The organism is Antarcticibacterium sp. 1MA-6-2 (genome assembly GCF_021535135.1).
Taxonomy (GTDB): Bacteria; Bacteroidota; Bacteroidia; order Flavobacteriales; family Flavobacteriaceae; genus Gillisia.
Genome location: NZ_CP091036.1, coordinates 4,347,764 through 4,364,436, shown reverse-complemented (window position 1 = coordinate 4,364,436; position 16,673 = coordinate 4,347,764). Strand labels below are relative to the sequence as shown.

Annotated in this window: 8 protein-coding genes and 6 pseudogenes; 2 read left to right on the top strand and 12 right to left on the bottom strand. The window is 37.3% G+C overall.

Annotated features, from left to right (window positions below; translation table 11 throughout):
- Positions 1 to 6: 6 nt before the first annotated feature.
- The 10 genes and pseudogenes from LZ575_RS22035 to LZ575_RS24490 all read right to left on the bottom strand — a co-directional run bounded on the left by LZ575_RS22035 (position 7) and on the right by LZ575_RS24490 (position 13,466).
- A pseudogene (locus LZ575_RS22035) lies at positions 7 to 1,220 on the bottom strand (Nramp family divalent metal transporter).
- Positions 1,217 to 2,377: a DUF2891 domain-containing protein gene (locus LZ575_RS22030; RefSeq protein WP_235327402.1), complete on the bottom strand. Its 1,161-nt coding sequence runs from the start codon at positions 2,375 to 2,377 to the stop codon at positions 1,217 to 1,219. Before LZ575_RS22030 ends, LZ575_RS22035 begins: the two are co-directional and overlap by 4 nt.
- Positions 2,378 to 2,451: 74 nt before the next feature.
- Positions 2,452 to 3,990, bottom strand: a complete 1,539-nt coding sequence (locus LZ575_RS22025) for a YifB family Mg chelatase-like AAA ATPase (RefSeq protein WP_235327400.1) — start codon at positions 3,988 to 3,990, stop codon at positions 2,452 to 2,454.
- A gap of 729 nt (positions 3,991 to 4,719) precedes the next feature.
- A pseudogene (locus LZ575_RS22020) lies at positions 4,720 to 5,581 on the bottom strand (N-acetylglucosamine kinase).
- 92 nt (positions 5,582 to 5,673) lie between these two features.
- On the bottom strand, positions 5,674 to 6,672 hold the full coding sequence (gene gap / locus LZ575_RS22015; RefSeq protein WP_235327398.1) for a type I glyceraldehyde-3-phosphate dehydrogenase: 999 nt from the start codon (positions 6,670 to 6,672) through the stop codon (positions 5,674 to 5,676).
- A 17-nt stretch (positions 6,673 to 6,689) separates the two neighbouring features.
- Positions 6,690 to 7,622: pseudogene (locus LZ575_RS22010) on the bottom strand (ATP-dependent 6-phosphofructokinase).
- Positions 7,623 to 7,986: 364 nt separating this feature from the next.
- Complete coding sequence (locus LZ575_RS22005) at positions 7,987 to 8,817, bottom strand: hypothetical protein (RefSeq protein ID WP_235327396.1); 831 nt, start codon at positions 8,815 to 8,817, stop codon at positions 7,987 to 7,989.
- A 119-nt stretch (positions 8,818 to 8,936) separates the two neighbouring features.
- Positions 8,937 to 10,459 (bottom strand): annotated as a pseudogene (locus LZ575_RS22000) (MFS transporter).
- Between the two features lie 387 nt (positions 10,460 to 10,846).
- Positions 10,847 to 11,653: a TIM barrel protein gene (locus tag LZ575_RS21995; RefSeq protein WP_311195902.1), complete on the bottom strand. Its 807-nt coding sequence runs from the start codon at positions 11,651 to 11,653 to the stop codon at positions 10,847 to 10,849.
- Positions 11,654 to 11,812: 159 nt separating this feature from the next.
- Positions 11,813 to 13,466, bottom strand: a pseudogene (locus LZ575_RS24490) (sodium/sugar symporter).
- Between the two features lie 325 nt (positions 13,467 to 13,791).
- Between LZ575_RS24490 and LZ575_RS21985 the strand changes: the two are divergent.
- Both LZ575_RS21985 and LZ575_RS21980 read left to right on the top strand, forming a co-directional pair.
- Positions 13,792 to 14,037, top strand: a complete 246-nt coding sequence (locus LZ575_RS21985) for a DUF1456 family protein (protein WP_235327394.1) — start codon at positions 13,792 to 13,794, stop codon at positions 14,035 to 14,037.
- A 3-nt stretch (positions 14,038 to 14,040) separates the two neighbouring features.
- Entirely contained in the window at positions 14,041 to 14,730 is a 690-nt protein-coding gene (locus LZ575_RS21980) for a phosphoadenylyl-sulfate reductase (RefSeq protein ID WP_235327392.1), read from the top strand.
- Between the two features lie 32 nt (positions 14,731 to 14,762).
- Here the strand turns inward: LZ575_RS21980 and LZ575_RS21975 are convergent, their stop codons facing one another.
- Both LZ575_RS21975 and sucC read right to left on the bottom strand, forming a co-directional pair.
- Positions 14,763 to 15,104, bottom strand: coding sequence for a hypothetical protein (locus tag LZ575_RS21975; RefSeq protein WP_235327390.1), 342 nt, complete (start codon positions 15,102 to 15,104; stop codon positions 14,763 to 14,765).
- A gap of 150 nt (positions 15,105 to 15,254) precedes the next feature.
- A pseudogene (gene sucC, locus LZ575_RS21970) lies at positions 15,255 to 16,449 on the bottom strand (ADP-forming succinate--CoA ligase subunit beta).
- Between the last annotated feature and the right edge of the window lie 224 nt (positions 16,450 to 16,673).

The window sequence follows — 16,673 nt, the reverse complement described above, 5'->3', positions numbered from 1 at the left end:
CCCTATTTACTGTAGTACTGTATATATAGATTTAGCTCCAAGAAAAATTGCAATTGCAATTATTATTATTCCCAGGATGTTTTGAAGTATACTATTCCTGTAGTCGCCCATTACAGATGCTTTATTGACGATCCAAAACAAAAACATTGCAATGACAGGTAACAGGATACCATTGGCTACCTGGGCAAATTGAATCACTTCTCTAGTTTAAATCCTAATGAGGAGAATATAATCCCCAAAATAAGAATAGCTGCCCAAACGGCTTTAAATTTTAAAGATGTAAGACCAGCTTTCCATCCCAAACATCCTTTGACCACGTAGGCTGCGGCCAAGGGAGCAGTTATTGAAGATGTAATTCCGGCAGCCATTAAACCCAGGGCAATAAACCGTGTGGCATACATTCCAAAAAGAGGTTCGAGACCAACTGCAAGATCGGCAGCAGTTGTTACTTCTACAAGGTTAGGTGCTGCCGCACATATTACAATTGCCATAGAGACCACACCTCCCAAAACAATTGCAAATATTAATTCTCTCCGGGCGATTTTGAGGTCCTGAGGCTTATTCCATTTTTCTCCAACAAGAGAAGCGTGCAGAAAAACATTATAAGGCACTACAGTGGTCCCAACAAGTGCCATAACAGTTAACAGTCCGGCCGATCCTGTATTAGGTATAAAAAGACCTCTCAGAATAGCCCCAGGGTCTGGTTGTACTACAAATGCAGTGACCAGGAAAGATATGCTCATTAAACCTACCAGAACAATAAAAATTCTTTCCAAAAATTTATAGTTTCCTATGGCCAGTAACAAAAAGGCAATACCTCCTACTAACAAACTCCATATATCCAGTGAAAAATTGCCTACACCAGTTCTTAATGGAGATGTAATGGCCGTTATTCCCAAAACAGCTCCAGTTATATTTCCTGCCTCGTACGCAGCATTACCAATAACAATAGCCGAAAATATTAAGATAAGACCCGGGATCTTTACAACAGGATGTTTTAATTCTTCCCTGATGCAGTCACTAAGGCCCTTTTGGGAGATTATCCCGAGCCTGGCAGACATTTCCTGAAGAACTACACAGGCAACAATGGAAAGCAACAGAGCCCAAAGAAGTGAATACTGAAAATTAACACTTGCAAGAGTACAAACGGTGACCGTTCCCGGGCCTATAAATGCAGCTGAAACAAGTACTCCCGGTCCAATATTCTTTAACCAGTTCACTCCACAGTTTTAGATGCTTCCAGGGCGTATAAAGCAAAACTTCCAAGCCAGTGTCCACCTTCATAAGTATCACCCACGACATTAGGGAAAGAATAGGAAATATGACTGTTAGCAATATTTCGAAGATGTGAATATTGTTCAGAATATTGGTTTGCAAGACTACTTAAAACCCAGGCCCGGCTAAAATTAAGCCCATCAAGATGAACAAGTTTACCATCTTTCCGGTCACTTACTACACCAGGTTCCAGGGTAAACACGTCGCTTTTAAGTTGAGGCATGAAATCATCTATCCATAAAGAAAATGCACCTTTTGGAAGCACTTTTCGCATAATATCTATCTCCTGCAGGCAAGGGGACAGAAAATCAAATCCACTGGGTTCCCATACAAGAGGACAGTCATCATCTGATAAATAAAAATCGTTGGCTCGCTTTTCAATCAATGCCTTAAATTCTTCATTCTTAGTTGCAACAGCATAATCGTGAGCAAAACTCAAGGCAAAGGCTGTGTTTGAATGTTCCCCAACCCTAATAGGATAATTCAGTTTTGGAAGGAATTCAGTATATCGCTCAACTATCAAATTGGTTAACGGTTTTATATTGGAAGATAATTCCTCTCCCAGGTCAGTATCCCAGGTATGCAGTTCTTCTGCCAGTTTTAATAACCATGCCCAGCCATAGGTGCGTTCATAATCACGATTATGTTCCTTTTGGAAATAAGCTATTTCTCCGGCAATGTTTTCTTTGGATAAAGATTCCTCAAGCTTTTTCTTTATTTGTTCAGATTTCTCCAGTTTTGGAAATTTCTTCAATAACCTCACCAACGACCAATGAGCGTGTACTGAAGAATGCCAGTCAAAACACCCGTAAAAAGAGGGATGTAATTCTTTTGGAGATTGCAGGTCCTTTTCACCGCTTAAAGTTTGTCCCAATTTATTTGGGTATTCTGTAGTAATACAAGCAAGAGGTAATTCCACCAGTTTATTTGCTTCCTCAAGATTGAATTCCACCTTTTCTGAATTAGCAAGAATATCAAGAGAGATCCCTGTTTCACCCACAGTATCATTTTCAGTTCCTTGATTTTCTTCAGCTTTTAAGCGGTCTTCCCCTTTACATCCTAATAATAAGATCAGGAACAGGGCCAGGAGGATATTTTTCATATAAGGGGCAGTAAGGTTAAAACCATTTCAAATGTAATTAAATGAAAAAGAAAAGGTATAAAAGTAAGATATTTTTAACCTAACCATCCTTCGCGGTCCAAACTTCTGTATTGAATTGCTTCACTTATATGTGCCCCTTCAATATTTGTCTTTCCTTCAAGATCGGCAATTGTGCGGGAAACTTTTAAAATTCTATCGTAAGCACGTGCAGAAAGATTCAGCCTTTCCATAGCGGTCTTCAGCAATTGTCGTGAAGATTCATCCAACTGGCAAAATAGAGCTATATGTTTGACGCTCATTTGAGCATTATAATGAACATTCTCAAATTGACTAAACCTTTCCGTCTGTCTCTGCCTGGCCTGTGTCACTCTTTTCCTTATCTCTACACTACTCTCTCCTTTTCTCTCATCGCTAAGTTTTTCAAATGGCACGGGAGTGACCTCAATATGAATGTCTATACGATCTAATAACGGACCGCTAATTTTTCCCAGGTATCTTTGCATTTCAGCCGGGGAAGAGGTCATAGGGGCACCGGGATCATTAAAAAATCCGCTTGGGCTGGGATTCATACTTGCCACCAGCATGAAGCTTGAAGGGTAAGTAACAGTAAATTTAGCTCTGGAAATGGTCACCTCCCTATCCTCCAATGGTTGCCTCATCACCTCTAGAACACCTCTTTTAAATTCAGGAAGTTCATCCAGAAATAATACCCCATTATGAGAAAGAGAGATCTCTCCCGGTTGGGGATATGCACCCCCGCCAACTAATGCTACGTCGCTTATAGTATGGTGAGGACTTCGGAAGGGCCTTTGAGACATCAAGCCTACATTTTCTTTCACTTTTCCCACGACCGAATGGATCTTTGTAGTTTCCAATGCTTCGTGTAATGTCATTGGCGGGAGTATACTCGGTAGCCGTTTAGCCAGCATTGTTTTGCCCGCCCCGGGAGGACCAATAAGTATAATATTATGACCACCTGCGGCAGCTATTTCCATACAGCGTTTTATGGACTCCTGCCCCTTTACATCGGCAAAATCATGTTCCAGGTGATCCAGATTATTATAGAATTCCTCCCGTGTATTTATAACCGTGCGCTCCAGGGGTTCCCCTTTGTCAAAAAACCTAATGACCTCTAAGATATTGTCAACTCCATACACCTCCAGGTCACTTACAATTGCCGCTTCTTTTACATTTTGTTTGGGAAGTATAAAACCTTTAAAACCTTCTTCTTTGGCTTTAATAGCTATAGGCAAAGCACCTTTTATAGGCTGGAGACTGCCATCAAGGGAAAGTTCTCCCATGATTATATATTCTGAAATAGTGTCACCTTTAATTTGACCTGATGCTGCAAGAATACCCAGAGCAATAGTAAGGTCATATGCCGATCCTTCTTTTCTTAAATCGGCGGGTGCCATATTAATAGTAATCTTTTTACCCGGAAATTTATAAGTATTATTCTGAAGGGCTGCAGCTATTCGATAACTACTTTCTTTAATTGCATTATCAGGAAGGCCGACAAGGTTGTAACCGATTCCTGTAGCCACATTGACTTCTACCGTAATCGTGGTTGCTTCAACCCCAAAAACGGCACTTCCGTAAACTTTAACCAGCATGTAGTTGAATTTACTTCAAGATAATAAAATAAATTTTTAATTCCTTCTTTTTCAGACTTAACCGAACCTCCTGAACAAATAAAAACTAAAAGAAGGCACGAGTATATAAGCAGTATTCTCTTCAGCTTCTCCAGTTACTTCTAAATTTTTGGTAGCTAAAAAGTGATTGAGGAGAAGTACAGGGTTTTAAATATTTGAGCCGAAGGATTTTTCCAGGACCGATAAAGTACTTTTTATTGTAGATGAATTAGGACAAACACGTAAAATTTAGGGAAAATAGCAAAATCTAAATCTATTCTTCAAATAATAGCTTTTACTAAGAAAATTTATAAAGCGGGGATAGAAAAGGAGTATGTATATTGATTTTCAATACATTGAGCCCAAATCCAGAATCAAAAAAATATAAAACCCAATATGAAAGTACAAAAGAGAAAATACTCAACAAGGCCTATAAATTATCTATTACCAAACTCAATTTATAGATTTAATCCGTTAAAAATTTAATGGCTCAAATTTAATCCGATAAATTATAAAGCTGAAAATTCTAAAAAAAATTTCTCAAACCCATTAAGAGAATTTGATTCTCCCAAGATTCTCCTTCAGAAATATATGTAAAGCCAATATATTTAAGTGCCACATGAACCCATGAAATTTAACTGAAAGCTCTTCCAATTAAATTCAAGATAATAGATCAAGTAAAAATACAAGAAATTGAGATTGACGTATAAATTAATAAGTAGGGAGAACGTTAATTTTGTAATGCTCAATTAAAGCATCAATAGGTCTTCTAATAATATTTCCTACTTCTAAACGATAAGGTTGTGCAACAGCGCGAATAATATCGGCACTAAAATAAGCAATACTTCCTATAAAGTGTATTGGTACGTTTTGAGCTTCTTTAAAACAAAGCACTCTGCTTTGCATAAAATCATGGATCCCTTCGTGAACAAGTTTATAGAAATAGCCGTTACGTTCATTTGTGAAAATAAATTCAGCAAAAGAAGCGAGGTAAGTATTGGGGTTTTCCTTTTTGTAAAGATTTCTCTTTATTTCGTCGGAATCCAGATTGTACGATGTTTCAAATTTTGCTGCAAGTTCAGGAGGCATCCTTTTGTAGTAGTAATCGCGGATGAGCCTTTTTCCGAAGTAATTTCCACTGGCTTCATCCATAAGCATAAAACCTAAGGAGCTTACTGCCATGTGAATATCCTCTCCATCAAAATAGCAACTGTTTGATCCTGTGCCCAGGATACATACAATTCCAGGTTTTGTAGTCGCTGCATAAGCTGCAGCTACCATATCTTCTTTTACTAATACCTCTATAGCATTTGTAAAAAAGTTAGCAATGATATCCTGCAGAAGTTTTCTTGGAGATTCTGTTCCACAGCTAAGCTCCAAAGAAATGAATTCTTTCTACAGTATTTTTCACCTCCTGTAGTTCAGGATTGTCTTCTATCCGTTGTTCCAACATCAATTCAGGAAATACGGCGGGATTAAGACCGAGAGTTCTCGTCTTAAAAATTTGTTCTCCCTGATTGTTTAAAAGTATCCAATCGCATTTAGTAGAACCACCATCGGCAATTAAAATCATTCTTTCTTTTTTAAATAGTAAAAAAAAGGCTGTCTTAGATGCAATAACAGCTTCAACAGCCTTTATAGTTTATAATATTGGTATTTCAGGGCTTATACACTTGCAACGTGTGCAGCAAGTTCAAGCAATTTTGCAGAATAACCGTACTCATTATCATACCAGGCTACAAGCTTAAAGAAATTGTCGTTAAGAGCAATTCCAGCTTCAGCATCAAAATTACAGGTATAGGCATTAGAAACGAAGTCCTGAGAAACAACCATTTCTTCAGTATAAGAAACTATTCCTTTATATTCTCCTTCAGAAGCTTTCTTAAAGGCTGCCTTAATTTGATCATAAGATACAGATTTTTCTGTACGCACAGTTAAATCTACTACAGAAACATCGGCAGTTGGCACTCTAAAGGCCATCCCAGTAAGTTTGCCGTCTAGAGAAGGAATTACTTTACCTACAGCTTTAGCAGCTCCTGTTGATGATGGTATAATATTCATTAATGCACTTCTACCACCTCTCCAGTCTTTTTTGGAAGGTCCATCTACTGTTAATTGTGTAGCTGTCGTTGCATGAATAGTAGTCATTAAACCTTCTACAAGTCCAAATTCATCATCAACGATTTTCGCCAAAGGCGCAAGACAGTTTGTGGTACATGAAGCATTGGATACAATTTTTTGATCTGCTTTTACCTCTTTATGGTTTACACCCATTACAAACATAGGTACATCCTTGGAAGGAGCAGAAATTACTACTTTTTTTGCACCAGCAGTAATATGCTTTTGTCCTCCTGGCATGTCAGTAAATATTCCTGTACAGTCCAGAACGATATCGGCACCTACGTCACCCCACTTAAGATCTTCAGGATTACGCTCATAAGTAACTCTAATTGTTTTGCCGTTAACTACAAGATTTCCATCTTTTACATCAACTGTCCCTTTGAACTGGCCGTGAATAGAATCGTATTTTAAAAGATAGGCTAAATGCTCTACATCCAGTAGGTCATTTACTGCCACAACTTCTAAATTTTCCTTCTCAGCTGCAATTCTAAAGGCTATTCTTCCAATACGGCCAAAACCGTTAATTCCAATTTTTGTACTCATATGATATGTATTTAATTTTAAATTGAAGTGATGTTCGCCACCCTTCTTAGTTCTCGGTCAAATTTATCTTCATGCTGGATTCCCTTTTCAAGAGCAACAGTAACTACTTTTTGGTGGTGAATTCCAATCATGATATTTCTTTCACCCCTTAAGATAGCGTCTACTGCCCCCACTCCAAATTTACTGGCAAGAACCCTGTCAAAACAACTGGGGGAACCACCTCTTTGAATGTGGCCTAAAACTGAAACTCTAATATCATAATCCCCAAGGGTTTCATTAATATGCTCAGCCATCTCAAAAATATTCTTCCCACTCTTATCTCCTTCGGCAACCACTACAATACTGGAAGTCTTACCAGATTTCTTACTTTTTCTTAGTGATTCCAAAAGTCTCTCTATGCCACCTTCCTCTTCGGGAATAAGAATTTCTTCGGCACCTGCTCCAATTCCACTGTTCAAGGCTATAGAACCCGCATCACGCCCCATAACTTCTATTAAAAACAACCTGTTATGAGAACTGGCTGTATCCCTTATTTTATCAATTGCTTCAACGACCGTGTTTAAAGCAGTATCATAACCAATAGTGAAATCTGTACAACTTATGTCATTGTCTATTGTGGCCGGAATTCCCACAACAGGAAAATTAAATTCCTGTTCAAATAAGAGGCCATACAGTAAAAGTTCCATCCCCACCTATTACTATTAGGGCATCTACACTTAAGCATTTATAAGATTTTTATGAGCTTTTTCTCTTCCTTCAGGGGTACGAAAATCCTGAGAACGAGCAGATTTCAAAAAGGTTCCTCCTCTGCTTATTATATTTCTAACAGAACGAGCGTCCAGATCTTCTATATCATTTTCAATAAGCCCCTGGTACCCTCGAAAAACACCTGCACATTCTATATTATAAAATGCACAGCTTCTAACTACTGCTCTAATAGCTGCATTCATTCCAGGCGCATCCCCTCCTGAGGTTAAGACACCTATTTTTTTTATTTGGTTTTGCATTATAGTAAAATTATCAGATTTTCAGGTTAAAACCTAATTTCCTGTTCTACTTAATCGTTTTCGGTTAATAACTAACAAAAAACGCCACTGTTTAAAGACATTTTTATAATTTTTTAGGAAATTTTCGAGTTTTCCTCAAGATTCTGAAGTTTAAATTTTAATATCTGGCAGAATACAAGCGAATTTTCTTAAGAGGTCTTTATTGCTAATTTATATACGAAAACCAATATAAATGCTTTCCTAATTCAGCCTTGGAAGGAAATTAAAGACAAATTAATAATAGGTAGATGTTCTTTTAATAACCCGTCTATTTCTTTAATTCTATACGAATTACATTTTTAGGGTAATCAAACCGGAGGGGAATAAATTGTTTGCCCTGGTGGAGAAAATTTTTAGCTGTGTATTTAATATTATTAAGCCAAACAAATTCTATTTGATCTTCCAGACCATGAAGCACCAGTTCCATTTCATCTGTTGTAGGAGAGCTTGAACTGGCGTTGACATTATACAGAATTTCCTTTCCTGAAAATTGGTAGGATACTTCTATACACTCTTCCCCCGCAGGAGCTTTGAAATCCTCTGAACAAAATTTTTCAATTTTTTGTTTGTGCTTACTTTCAAAAAAATGGTGTACCTGCCATAGTTCGTCTCTTTCAGTTTTAACTAAAGGTACCAGGGAACCTGCCCGTATCAACTTAGGAATTAAATCCTGTTTACCTGTTACTTTAAAAGAACTTCCTGATGCATACTTTTTCCCGGTTTCAAAATTATACCAGGGCTCTGCAAATTGGTAATCTATGCTGAAGGGATTTTTAACCAAATTAAGTTCCAATCCTTTTAATGTTATTTTAAGAGTATCAGAAACAGGAATGGTACTAAGGCTTATTTCTGAAGTAGTACCTAAATTTATTAAGAGGGAATCTGTGGTTGAGTTTGAAGGATTAGTAGAATCTTCGACCTTTAGAGAGGTCGTTATCAGGTTGCCATTGGGAAACGAGATAGAGTACAACCCTTCTTCAGTAGAAAGGGAAACAGAATTCTTTAGGGTTTCCTGAGCGTTTCCGTTGAATTGAAAAAATCCAATAATAAATATTATCAATACTAAATTTATCCTTCCTCCTATATTTTCTCTTTTCATAACGGAATATTTTTCTTCTGAAAATTTACAGTTTTAACCTAATTTCTTTTCCCCGAAATTACAGTAGTATCCTATTTATCACCGGGTCTTATTCTCCTTAAGGTCAAATATCATTCCTTTTATTCCTGTTCAATTATGGGAATCTTTCTTTGAGTGTTCACCCTTAAGGTAAGTAAACCCGAAAATATCATTGCAAATCCACCCACAATAAGCGCGTATATAGGTTCATTATTAAAAAATTCAGTCACAAGGAAACCCAGTATTGTAGCGGCCACAATCTGCGGGATTACAATGAAAAAATTAAATACCCCCATATAATAACCCATTTTAGCTGAAGGTAAAGAACCGGAAAGCATAGCATACGGAATCGACAGAATACTGGCCCAGGCTATACCCACTCCCACCATTGCAAGTAATAAACAGGTTTTACTGGTAAGAAAGTAAATTGCAATAAGCCCTATACCTCCAAGTGTGAGAGCGAGCATATGAGTAATTTTATTACTGGTTCTTCTGGCCAGGACTAAGCAGCAAAAATGCTACTGCAGCTGCAACACCGTTATAGACGGTGAACATAACTGTTACCCAATCGGCAGCATCATTGTATATTTCTGATGTTGTATCCCGCGTTCCAAAAACGTGACCCGTGACTGCCTGGGTCGTATATATCCACATCGAAAACAAAGCAAACCAGGAGAAAAACTGTACCCATGCCAATTGCTTCATAGTAGAAGGCATATCCAGCATGTCTGATATAATAATTGTGAAACCATTGTTAATGTTCTTTTTTCGCAATTGTGAAACAACCATAAAAAGAATACCTATAATTCCAAGTCCCACAAATAATATGTAAAGTTCTTTGGTGAGTTCCTTTAGGTATATAATTACTGAAACTACTAATCCTATGGAAGCGAGGAGAAGGCCCCATTTAAATTGAGAATGAATTTTTTTTGTTTCATCTATAACCTCAACTAAGCCGTGGATTTTCCTCTTTATGAATTTTCTCAAAACCTTCAAGTTCTTCAGGAGAATACTCCGTAGACTTAAACACAGTCCAGAGGACAGCACAAAGAAATACTACACCTCCTACATAAAAAGACCATTTAACTGAATCTGGTATAATTCCTTCAGGCGCAGTATTACTTACTCCAAACCAGTTAGTAAACATATAGGGAAGAAGAGAACCTACTACAGCCCCTACTCCAATAAAAAAACTTTGCATGGAGAATCCAAGGGTTCTTTGTCTCTCGTGAAGATTATCTCCCACAAATGCACGGAACGGCTCCATGGATATGTTTATGGAAGCATCCATGATCCATAAAGTACCTGCAGCAATCCAAAGACTTGGAGAGTTGGGCATTATAAAAAGGGCAAGGGAAGACAAAACTGCACCTGCGAGAAAATAAGGTTTTCTACGCCCAAGCCGCGTCCAGGTTCTGTCACTAAAATAACCTACGATAGGTTGTACTACCAGGCCTGTTACCGGAGCTGCAATCCAAAGAATTGGGATATCTTCTACATTTGCTCCCAGGGTTTCAAAAATTCGCGAAGTATTGGCATTTTGTAAAGCAAAACCAAATTGTATGCCCAGGAATCCAAAACTCATGTTCCAGATTTCCCAAAAAGTGAGGGAACGTTTCTGCATTATCAGTTTAATATTATCTTAATCTTATCAATTCTTTTTTAAAATCTCCACATTTTTATCCCCCACTTCCATACGTTTAAGATATTGAGAAATATTGAAAATTCATTTATTGATTAAGATTTTGAATTTGCGTATAGGACGTAAAAAAAGAACTGCCGGAAAAATTCCGGCAGTTCTAGTAATCGGAGATATTTTAACACCTATTTCTCCAGTTAAACTTAATAAGATTAAAACTACTTATTTTTTTAATAGAAAATAAAACAAAATGGAAGTTTTTTACATTTTGTCTTTAAAGTTTAAATATCACAAATTTTAATAGCTTCCTGTAATGCATTTAACTTATCATCGTAAGTAGGAATAAATTCCTGGGCTACATACCCTGTAAAGCTAGGTTTCAACGATTGCTCTCATTATTGCCGGGTAAAATAATTCCTGGCTTTCATTTATTTCATGTCTCCCGGGAACACCCGCAGTATGGAAATGGTTTATATAGTCTTTGTATTTTCGAATTGTCGCTATAACATCACCTTCCATGATCTGCATGTGATAGATGTCGTAAAGCAACTTAAAATTTTCCGGTTTGCCCATTTTATCTGAAAGAGCCGCACCCCATGCTGTATGATCACATTGGTAATCGGGGTGATTTACTTTGCTGTTCAGAAGTTCCATTACCATAGTAACATTTCTTTCCGCAGCATAATCAACAAGAGGTTTTAGTCCTTTTGCACAATTTTCTATTCCTGTATTATCGTCCATCCCCCGGCGATTTCCCGAAAAACAAATTATGTTCTTTACTCCCGCCTTTGAAGCTTTATCAATAAAACCTTTGTAATTTTTCTGAAGCTGTTTATGATTAGAGGGATCGTTAAAACCGTGTTCTATAATGGCAAATTCTTCAGTACCCATTGAACATTCAAGCCCATGCTTTTTAAGGGTTTCCCATTCTGAAGGTTTTAAAAGATCAATAGCCTTAATTCCCATTTTTGCGCATGCCGAAGAAAATTCGTCCAGCGGGATATCATTAAAACACCAGCGACAAACAGAATGATTAATATTTGCCTTATTTTCTGAAGGAGAATTTTCGAACATGGACATGGTTGAAAAGGAAGAGAACATTCCTGCCCCCAAGCTCAGGGCTCCTGATCCAAGCGTCAGACTTTTCAGGACTTCTCTTCTGTTGTAGTTACTGCTCATAATTTTTGTAGTTATCTCGCAGGAATAGACCTGGGTGCCTTTAAATAACCTATTGCTTTAAATATAGTTCTGCTCTAATATTATTTACTGTTTACTGTATTCTTTATCGGTAATAAGAAATTAGATAATACCGAACTTCAATTTATTTTTAACTGATATTTATTTCCAGAATAGAGCGTATAGAGCAACAAGAATTATCATCACTGCAAAGGCACCTATATTAAATACGGGTCCTGTTTTGAAAAGGTTTGTGGATAAATTTATTCCTTTTGGATCATCTTTACCTTTATTATCTATATAACTAACAATGGCAATTATGATCATAGTTAATATAGCCGTATATCCCATTTGGTCCAGGAAGGGTACATCTACAAAGACAGGACTGGATGACCAGCCTTTTGGTGCAACTTTAAAGTACATAGCAATAGGAATAGAGGCCAGCGCTCCAACAATCGCACCTTTGTTTGTGGTTTTTTTCCAGAATAATCCTAAAAGGAAAATTGCTAATATTCCCGGACTTACCACTCCTGTATATTCCTGTATAAACTGGAAAGCCTGATCTATTCCTCCCAACAAAGGAGCCATAACACAGGCTATTGCTAAAGCAACAACTGCTGAAATCCTTCCAACTGTTACAGTTGCTTTATCCCCGGCGTCTTTATTAATGTATTGCTTGTAAATATCCATTGTAAAAATGGTAGAAGTTGAGTTAAGCATGGATGCCAGTGAAGACACGATCGCTGCCGCCAGTGCAGCAAAAGCAACCCCTTTTAAACCCGTAGGTAAAAACTGTAATAACCACGGGTAGGCCCTGTCTGCATTACCATCTTTAGGTATATTATTTAGACCCGCTTCTCCTAAACTGGCCAGTAATTGTGGGTCATTTATCATTACATAAGCTGCAATTCCCGGAATTACAACTATAAGCGGAATTAAGAGTTTAAGACCTGCGGCGAGAAGAATACCTTTTTGAGCTTCTTTTAAAGATTTTGCTGCGAGGGTTCTTTGAATAATGTATTGGTTGAAACCCCAGTAATAAAGATTAGCCACCCACATACCTCCTATTAGTACGCCAATCCCAGGCAGGTTAGTATATTCAGGATTAGATTCATCAAGTATCATTGCAAACTTCTCCGGGGCCGCGTCGTATATAGTTGTGAGACTAAGCAATAAAACCTTCACCTCCTGAAACCATGTCCAGGGCGAGGTAAGCAGTAAAAAATCCACCCAATACAAGGAATACTACCTGGATAACGTCTGTCCAGGCTACTGCTTTCAATCCTCCATATAATGAATATGCTACTGCAAAAAGAGATAATCCTATTACCCCGTAGATCATTGGGATCCCCATAATGGTTTCCAGGGCCAGTGAACCCAGGTATAATACTGAAGTGAGGTTAACGAAAATGTATAGGGCAATCCAAAAGACTGCTAATATGGTTTTTAGATTAGTAGAATATCGTTGTTCAACAAATTCCGGAATTGTATACAAGCCTTTCTCAATAAATATGGGAAGAAAATATTTCCCTACAATAATTAAAGTAAGTGCTGCCATCCATTCGTAAGAGGCAATGGCCAAACCTACGGCAAAACCAGAACCAGACATACCTATAAACTGTTCTGCTGAAATGTTGGCTGCTATCAGGGACGTTCCAATGGCCCACCAGGGTAAGGATTTACTGGCAAGAAAATAATCTTCAGCATTTTTTTGATGTCCTTTCTTTTCTCTGGACATCCAAAGTCCCACCCCCATAATGAGGGCTGCGTAAGCTATGAATACCGCATAATCCCAAAATCCAAAATTTGTTGTCATATGTAAATTAAATTTCCGGTTAGTTCTATCCCATCAGGGGAAGCACCTTAGGAGCAGAATTCCTGTTTTTGGTTTTCTAAATTTTTGTTAAATATAAAATTTTATCTGAACATAACTGTAAAAAGTACTTTTATATCTCAAGCTTGAAAAGTACAATTGTAAACATTTCTTCTCTTATCTAAATCTGAAACGCTTAAGGCAGGAACTGTATCAGGTGGACCTCCAGAAAATCTCTTTAATTTTTTCAGAAAAAAACAATTTAAGTTGACCGGAAAAAAACTGAGAGGCAGCGCCGTCTTTACTAATTAAATGTTATTTTTGCGTAATGGCATTATCTAATAACGATATATTTAAAAAGTTAAGAGTAGCTCTAAAACTGCGAGATGAAGACATCGTAAACATTTGTGCTCTTGTTGATTTTAAGGTAACCAAAAGTGAATTGGGAGCAATTTTTAGAGCCGAAGATCATCCTAAATATATGGAATGTGGAGATCAATTTCTCCGCAATTTCTTAAATGGTCTTGTTATTCATATGAGAGGCCCCATGCCTCCAAGGAAAAAAGAAAGCTAATCTATGCAGTCTGCACCAGCAAAAAGAAAATTGTCTACTCAGGAAATTGAGAAACTTAATGCTAAATATAAAGCTTTAAGTATAGAAAAACGGGTGCAGGAACTTTACAGCGATTTTGATGTTGAAGAGGTCATGCTTACCAGCTCCTTTGCAGCAACTTCAGCAATTCTTTTGAAAATTTTTTCTGACATAAATAAAGATCAGCCTGTATTTTTTATTGATACGGGATATCACTTTGAGGACACTCTTACTTATAAGGCACAACTCACGGACTCCTATGGTCTTAATGTAAAATCAATAAGTGCCCTTAAAAAGGAGCATCATTTTACTTTACAGGATAAAACCTGGGAAAAGAACCCCGACTACTGCTGCTATATAAATAAGGTAAAACCTTTAGATCTAATTAAACAAAATTATACCTTGTGGGTATCGGGATTAATGGAATGGCAAAGTGATCATAGAGCCAGTCTAAATATTTTTGAAGAACGCGGGGAAATATTAAAATTTTATCCACTTCTTGACGTGAACCAGGAAGAAAGGGATAATTTTATTAAGGAACACGAATTGCCTTTTCATCCCTTAATTGCAAAAGGATACAGTTCCATAGGTTGTAGCCATTGTACTGCACCAGGTGAAGATCGTAGTGGGAGATGGAATAATAATCCCAAGACCGAGTGTGGTTTGCATTTATAAAAGCAAAAATCCCGGCAGTGCCGGGATTTTTTTTAGTGTTTTAGTTTCACTCTTAAAGGAAGAATGTATGCTTTTCCCACTTCCCACTCTCCTCCGGAAAGAACTTTATTATCCATATTTTCCATTACATACTTACGAAGTAAGTCATCCTTAGTTGCTACAGTATGCACTTCAATTTCCCGTTTCTCATTAAGGCTGAAAATCACTCTTCCATAAAGTTCGTGGTGGTAACTCAACAAATTACTTTGAAAAAGTTCTTTAAGTTCAAAAGGAACATCCTTTTTATTTTTTGAACTTTCCGGTTCAGAATTAGCAAAAGTGTTAGTGCCTACCATGATCGCCAAAGCGATTGCAAAAGTTTTTAAATGTCTCATAACTGATCGTTTTTATTGATGATTGATACCTTAGAGACTGGAAAAACTTACCCAATGTTACAGCACTTGACCTTTTTAACAATAATTTAAGAAGAAAAATAAAAAAAACCTGAAGAAGATCTTCAGGGTTATAAACTGGATAAAGTAAATTTAAGAAAGCACTTCCTGCACCTTATCTGCCGCTTCCTGAAATTCTACAGCACTGTAAACTTCCAATCCGCTATTATCTATTAATTCTTTGGCAATATCAGCATTTGTTCCCTGTAACCTTACAATAATAGGAACAGTTATAGCATCTCCCATATTTTTATAAGCATCAACGATACCCTGAGCTACACGATCGCAACGAACAATTCCTCCAAATATATTTACAAGAATAGCTTTTACACTTGGATCTTTAAGTATTAGACGAAAAGCTTCTTCTACTCTCTTTGCATCGGCAGTTCCTCCAACATCAAGGAAATTCGCAGGTTCTCCACCCGCCTGCTTAATAAGGTCCATAGTTGCCATTGCAAGCCCAGCTCCATTAACCATACATCCTACGTTACCGTCAAGATCTACATAATTAAGACCTACTCTTTTAGCCTCAACTTCCACAGGATTTTCCTCAAGAATATCTCTCATCTCTGCATAATCTTTATGACGGAAAAGAGCATTATCATCCAACGTAACTTTGGCATCTACCGCCATTATCTTATCATCACTTGTCTTCAAAACAGGGTTAATTTCAAAAAGTGAAGAATCAGATTTCTCATAAGCTTTATAAAGAGACATAACGAATTTTGTCATTTCTTTAAAAGCATTCCCGCTTAATCCAAGGTTAAAAGCAACTTTTCTCGCCTGGAAAGGCATAAGCCCTACAGCCGGGTCTATTTCTTCAGTAAAAATAAGATGCGGGGTTTCTTCGGCCACTGTCTCAATGTCCATTCCACCTTCAGTAGAATACATTATCATGTTACGGCCCGTTGCACGATTTAAGAGCACTGACATATAATATTCTTCCGGCTCACTATCACCGGGATAATACACATCTTCGGCAACTAATACCTTATGAACTTTTTTCCTTCAGCAGATGTTTGTGGAGTAACAAGGTTCATCCCAATGATGTTTCCTGCAATTTCTTCTACTTCCTTAAGGTTCTTGGCCAGTTTAACTCCGCCACCTTTTCCACGTCCACCTGCATGAACCTGGGCCTTAATTACGTGCCATCCTGTACCGTAGTTTGCTCTGTTAGTTCTTTTGCAGCATCTACTGCTTCTTTTGCGTTATGAGCAACAATACCTCGCTGGGTGCGTACTCCAAAGCTGCTTAAAATTTCTTTTCCTTGATACTCGTGTATGTTCATAATCTGCTTTTTCTTCAGTATTAATTACGGTTAGCAAAAGTAACAAATGTAATAAGATGAACCAACCTTTTTTAGGTTTATGATATTCATTGAATTAGTAGCTGTTTTCAGAAAAAATTAAGTCGTTTTAAGAGGGGTCTTTTAAAGTTTTGAATATGGTAGCCAAACAATAATTTTGTTTCTGCTAAAATTTATGATAAGATTTCAAAAAAGGATTTTTTACT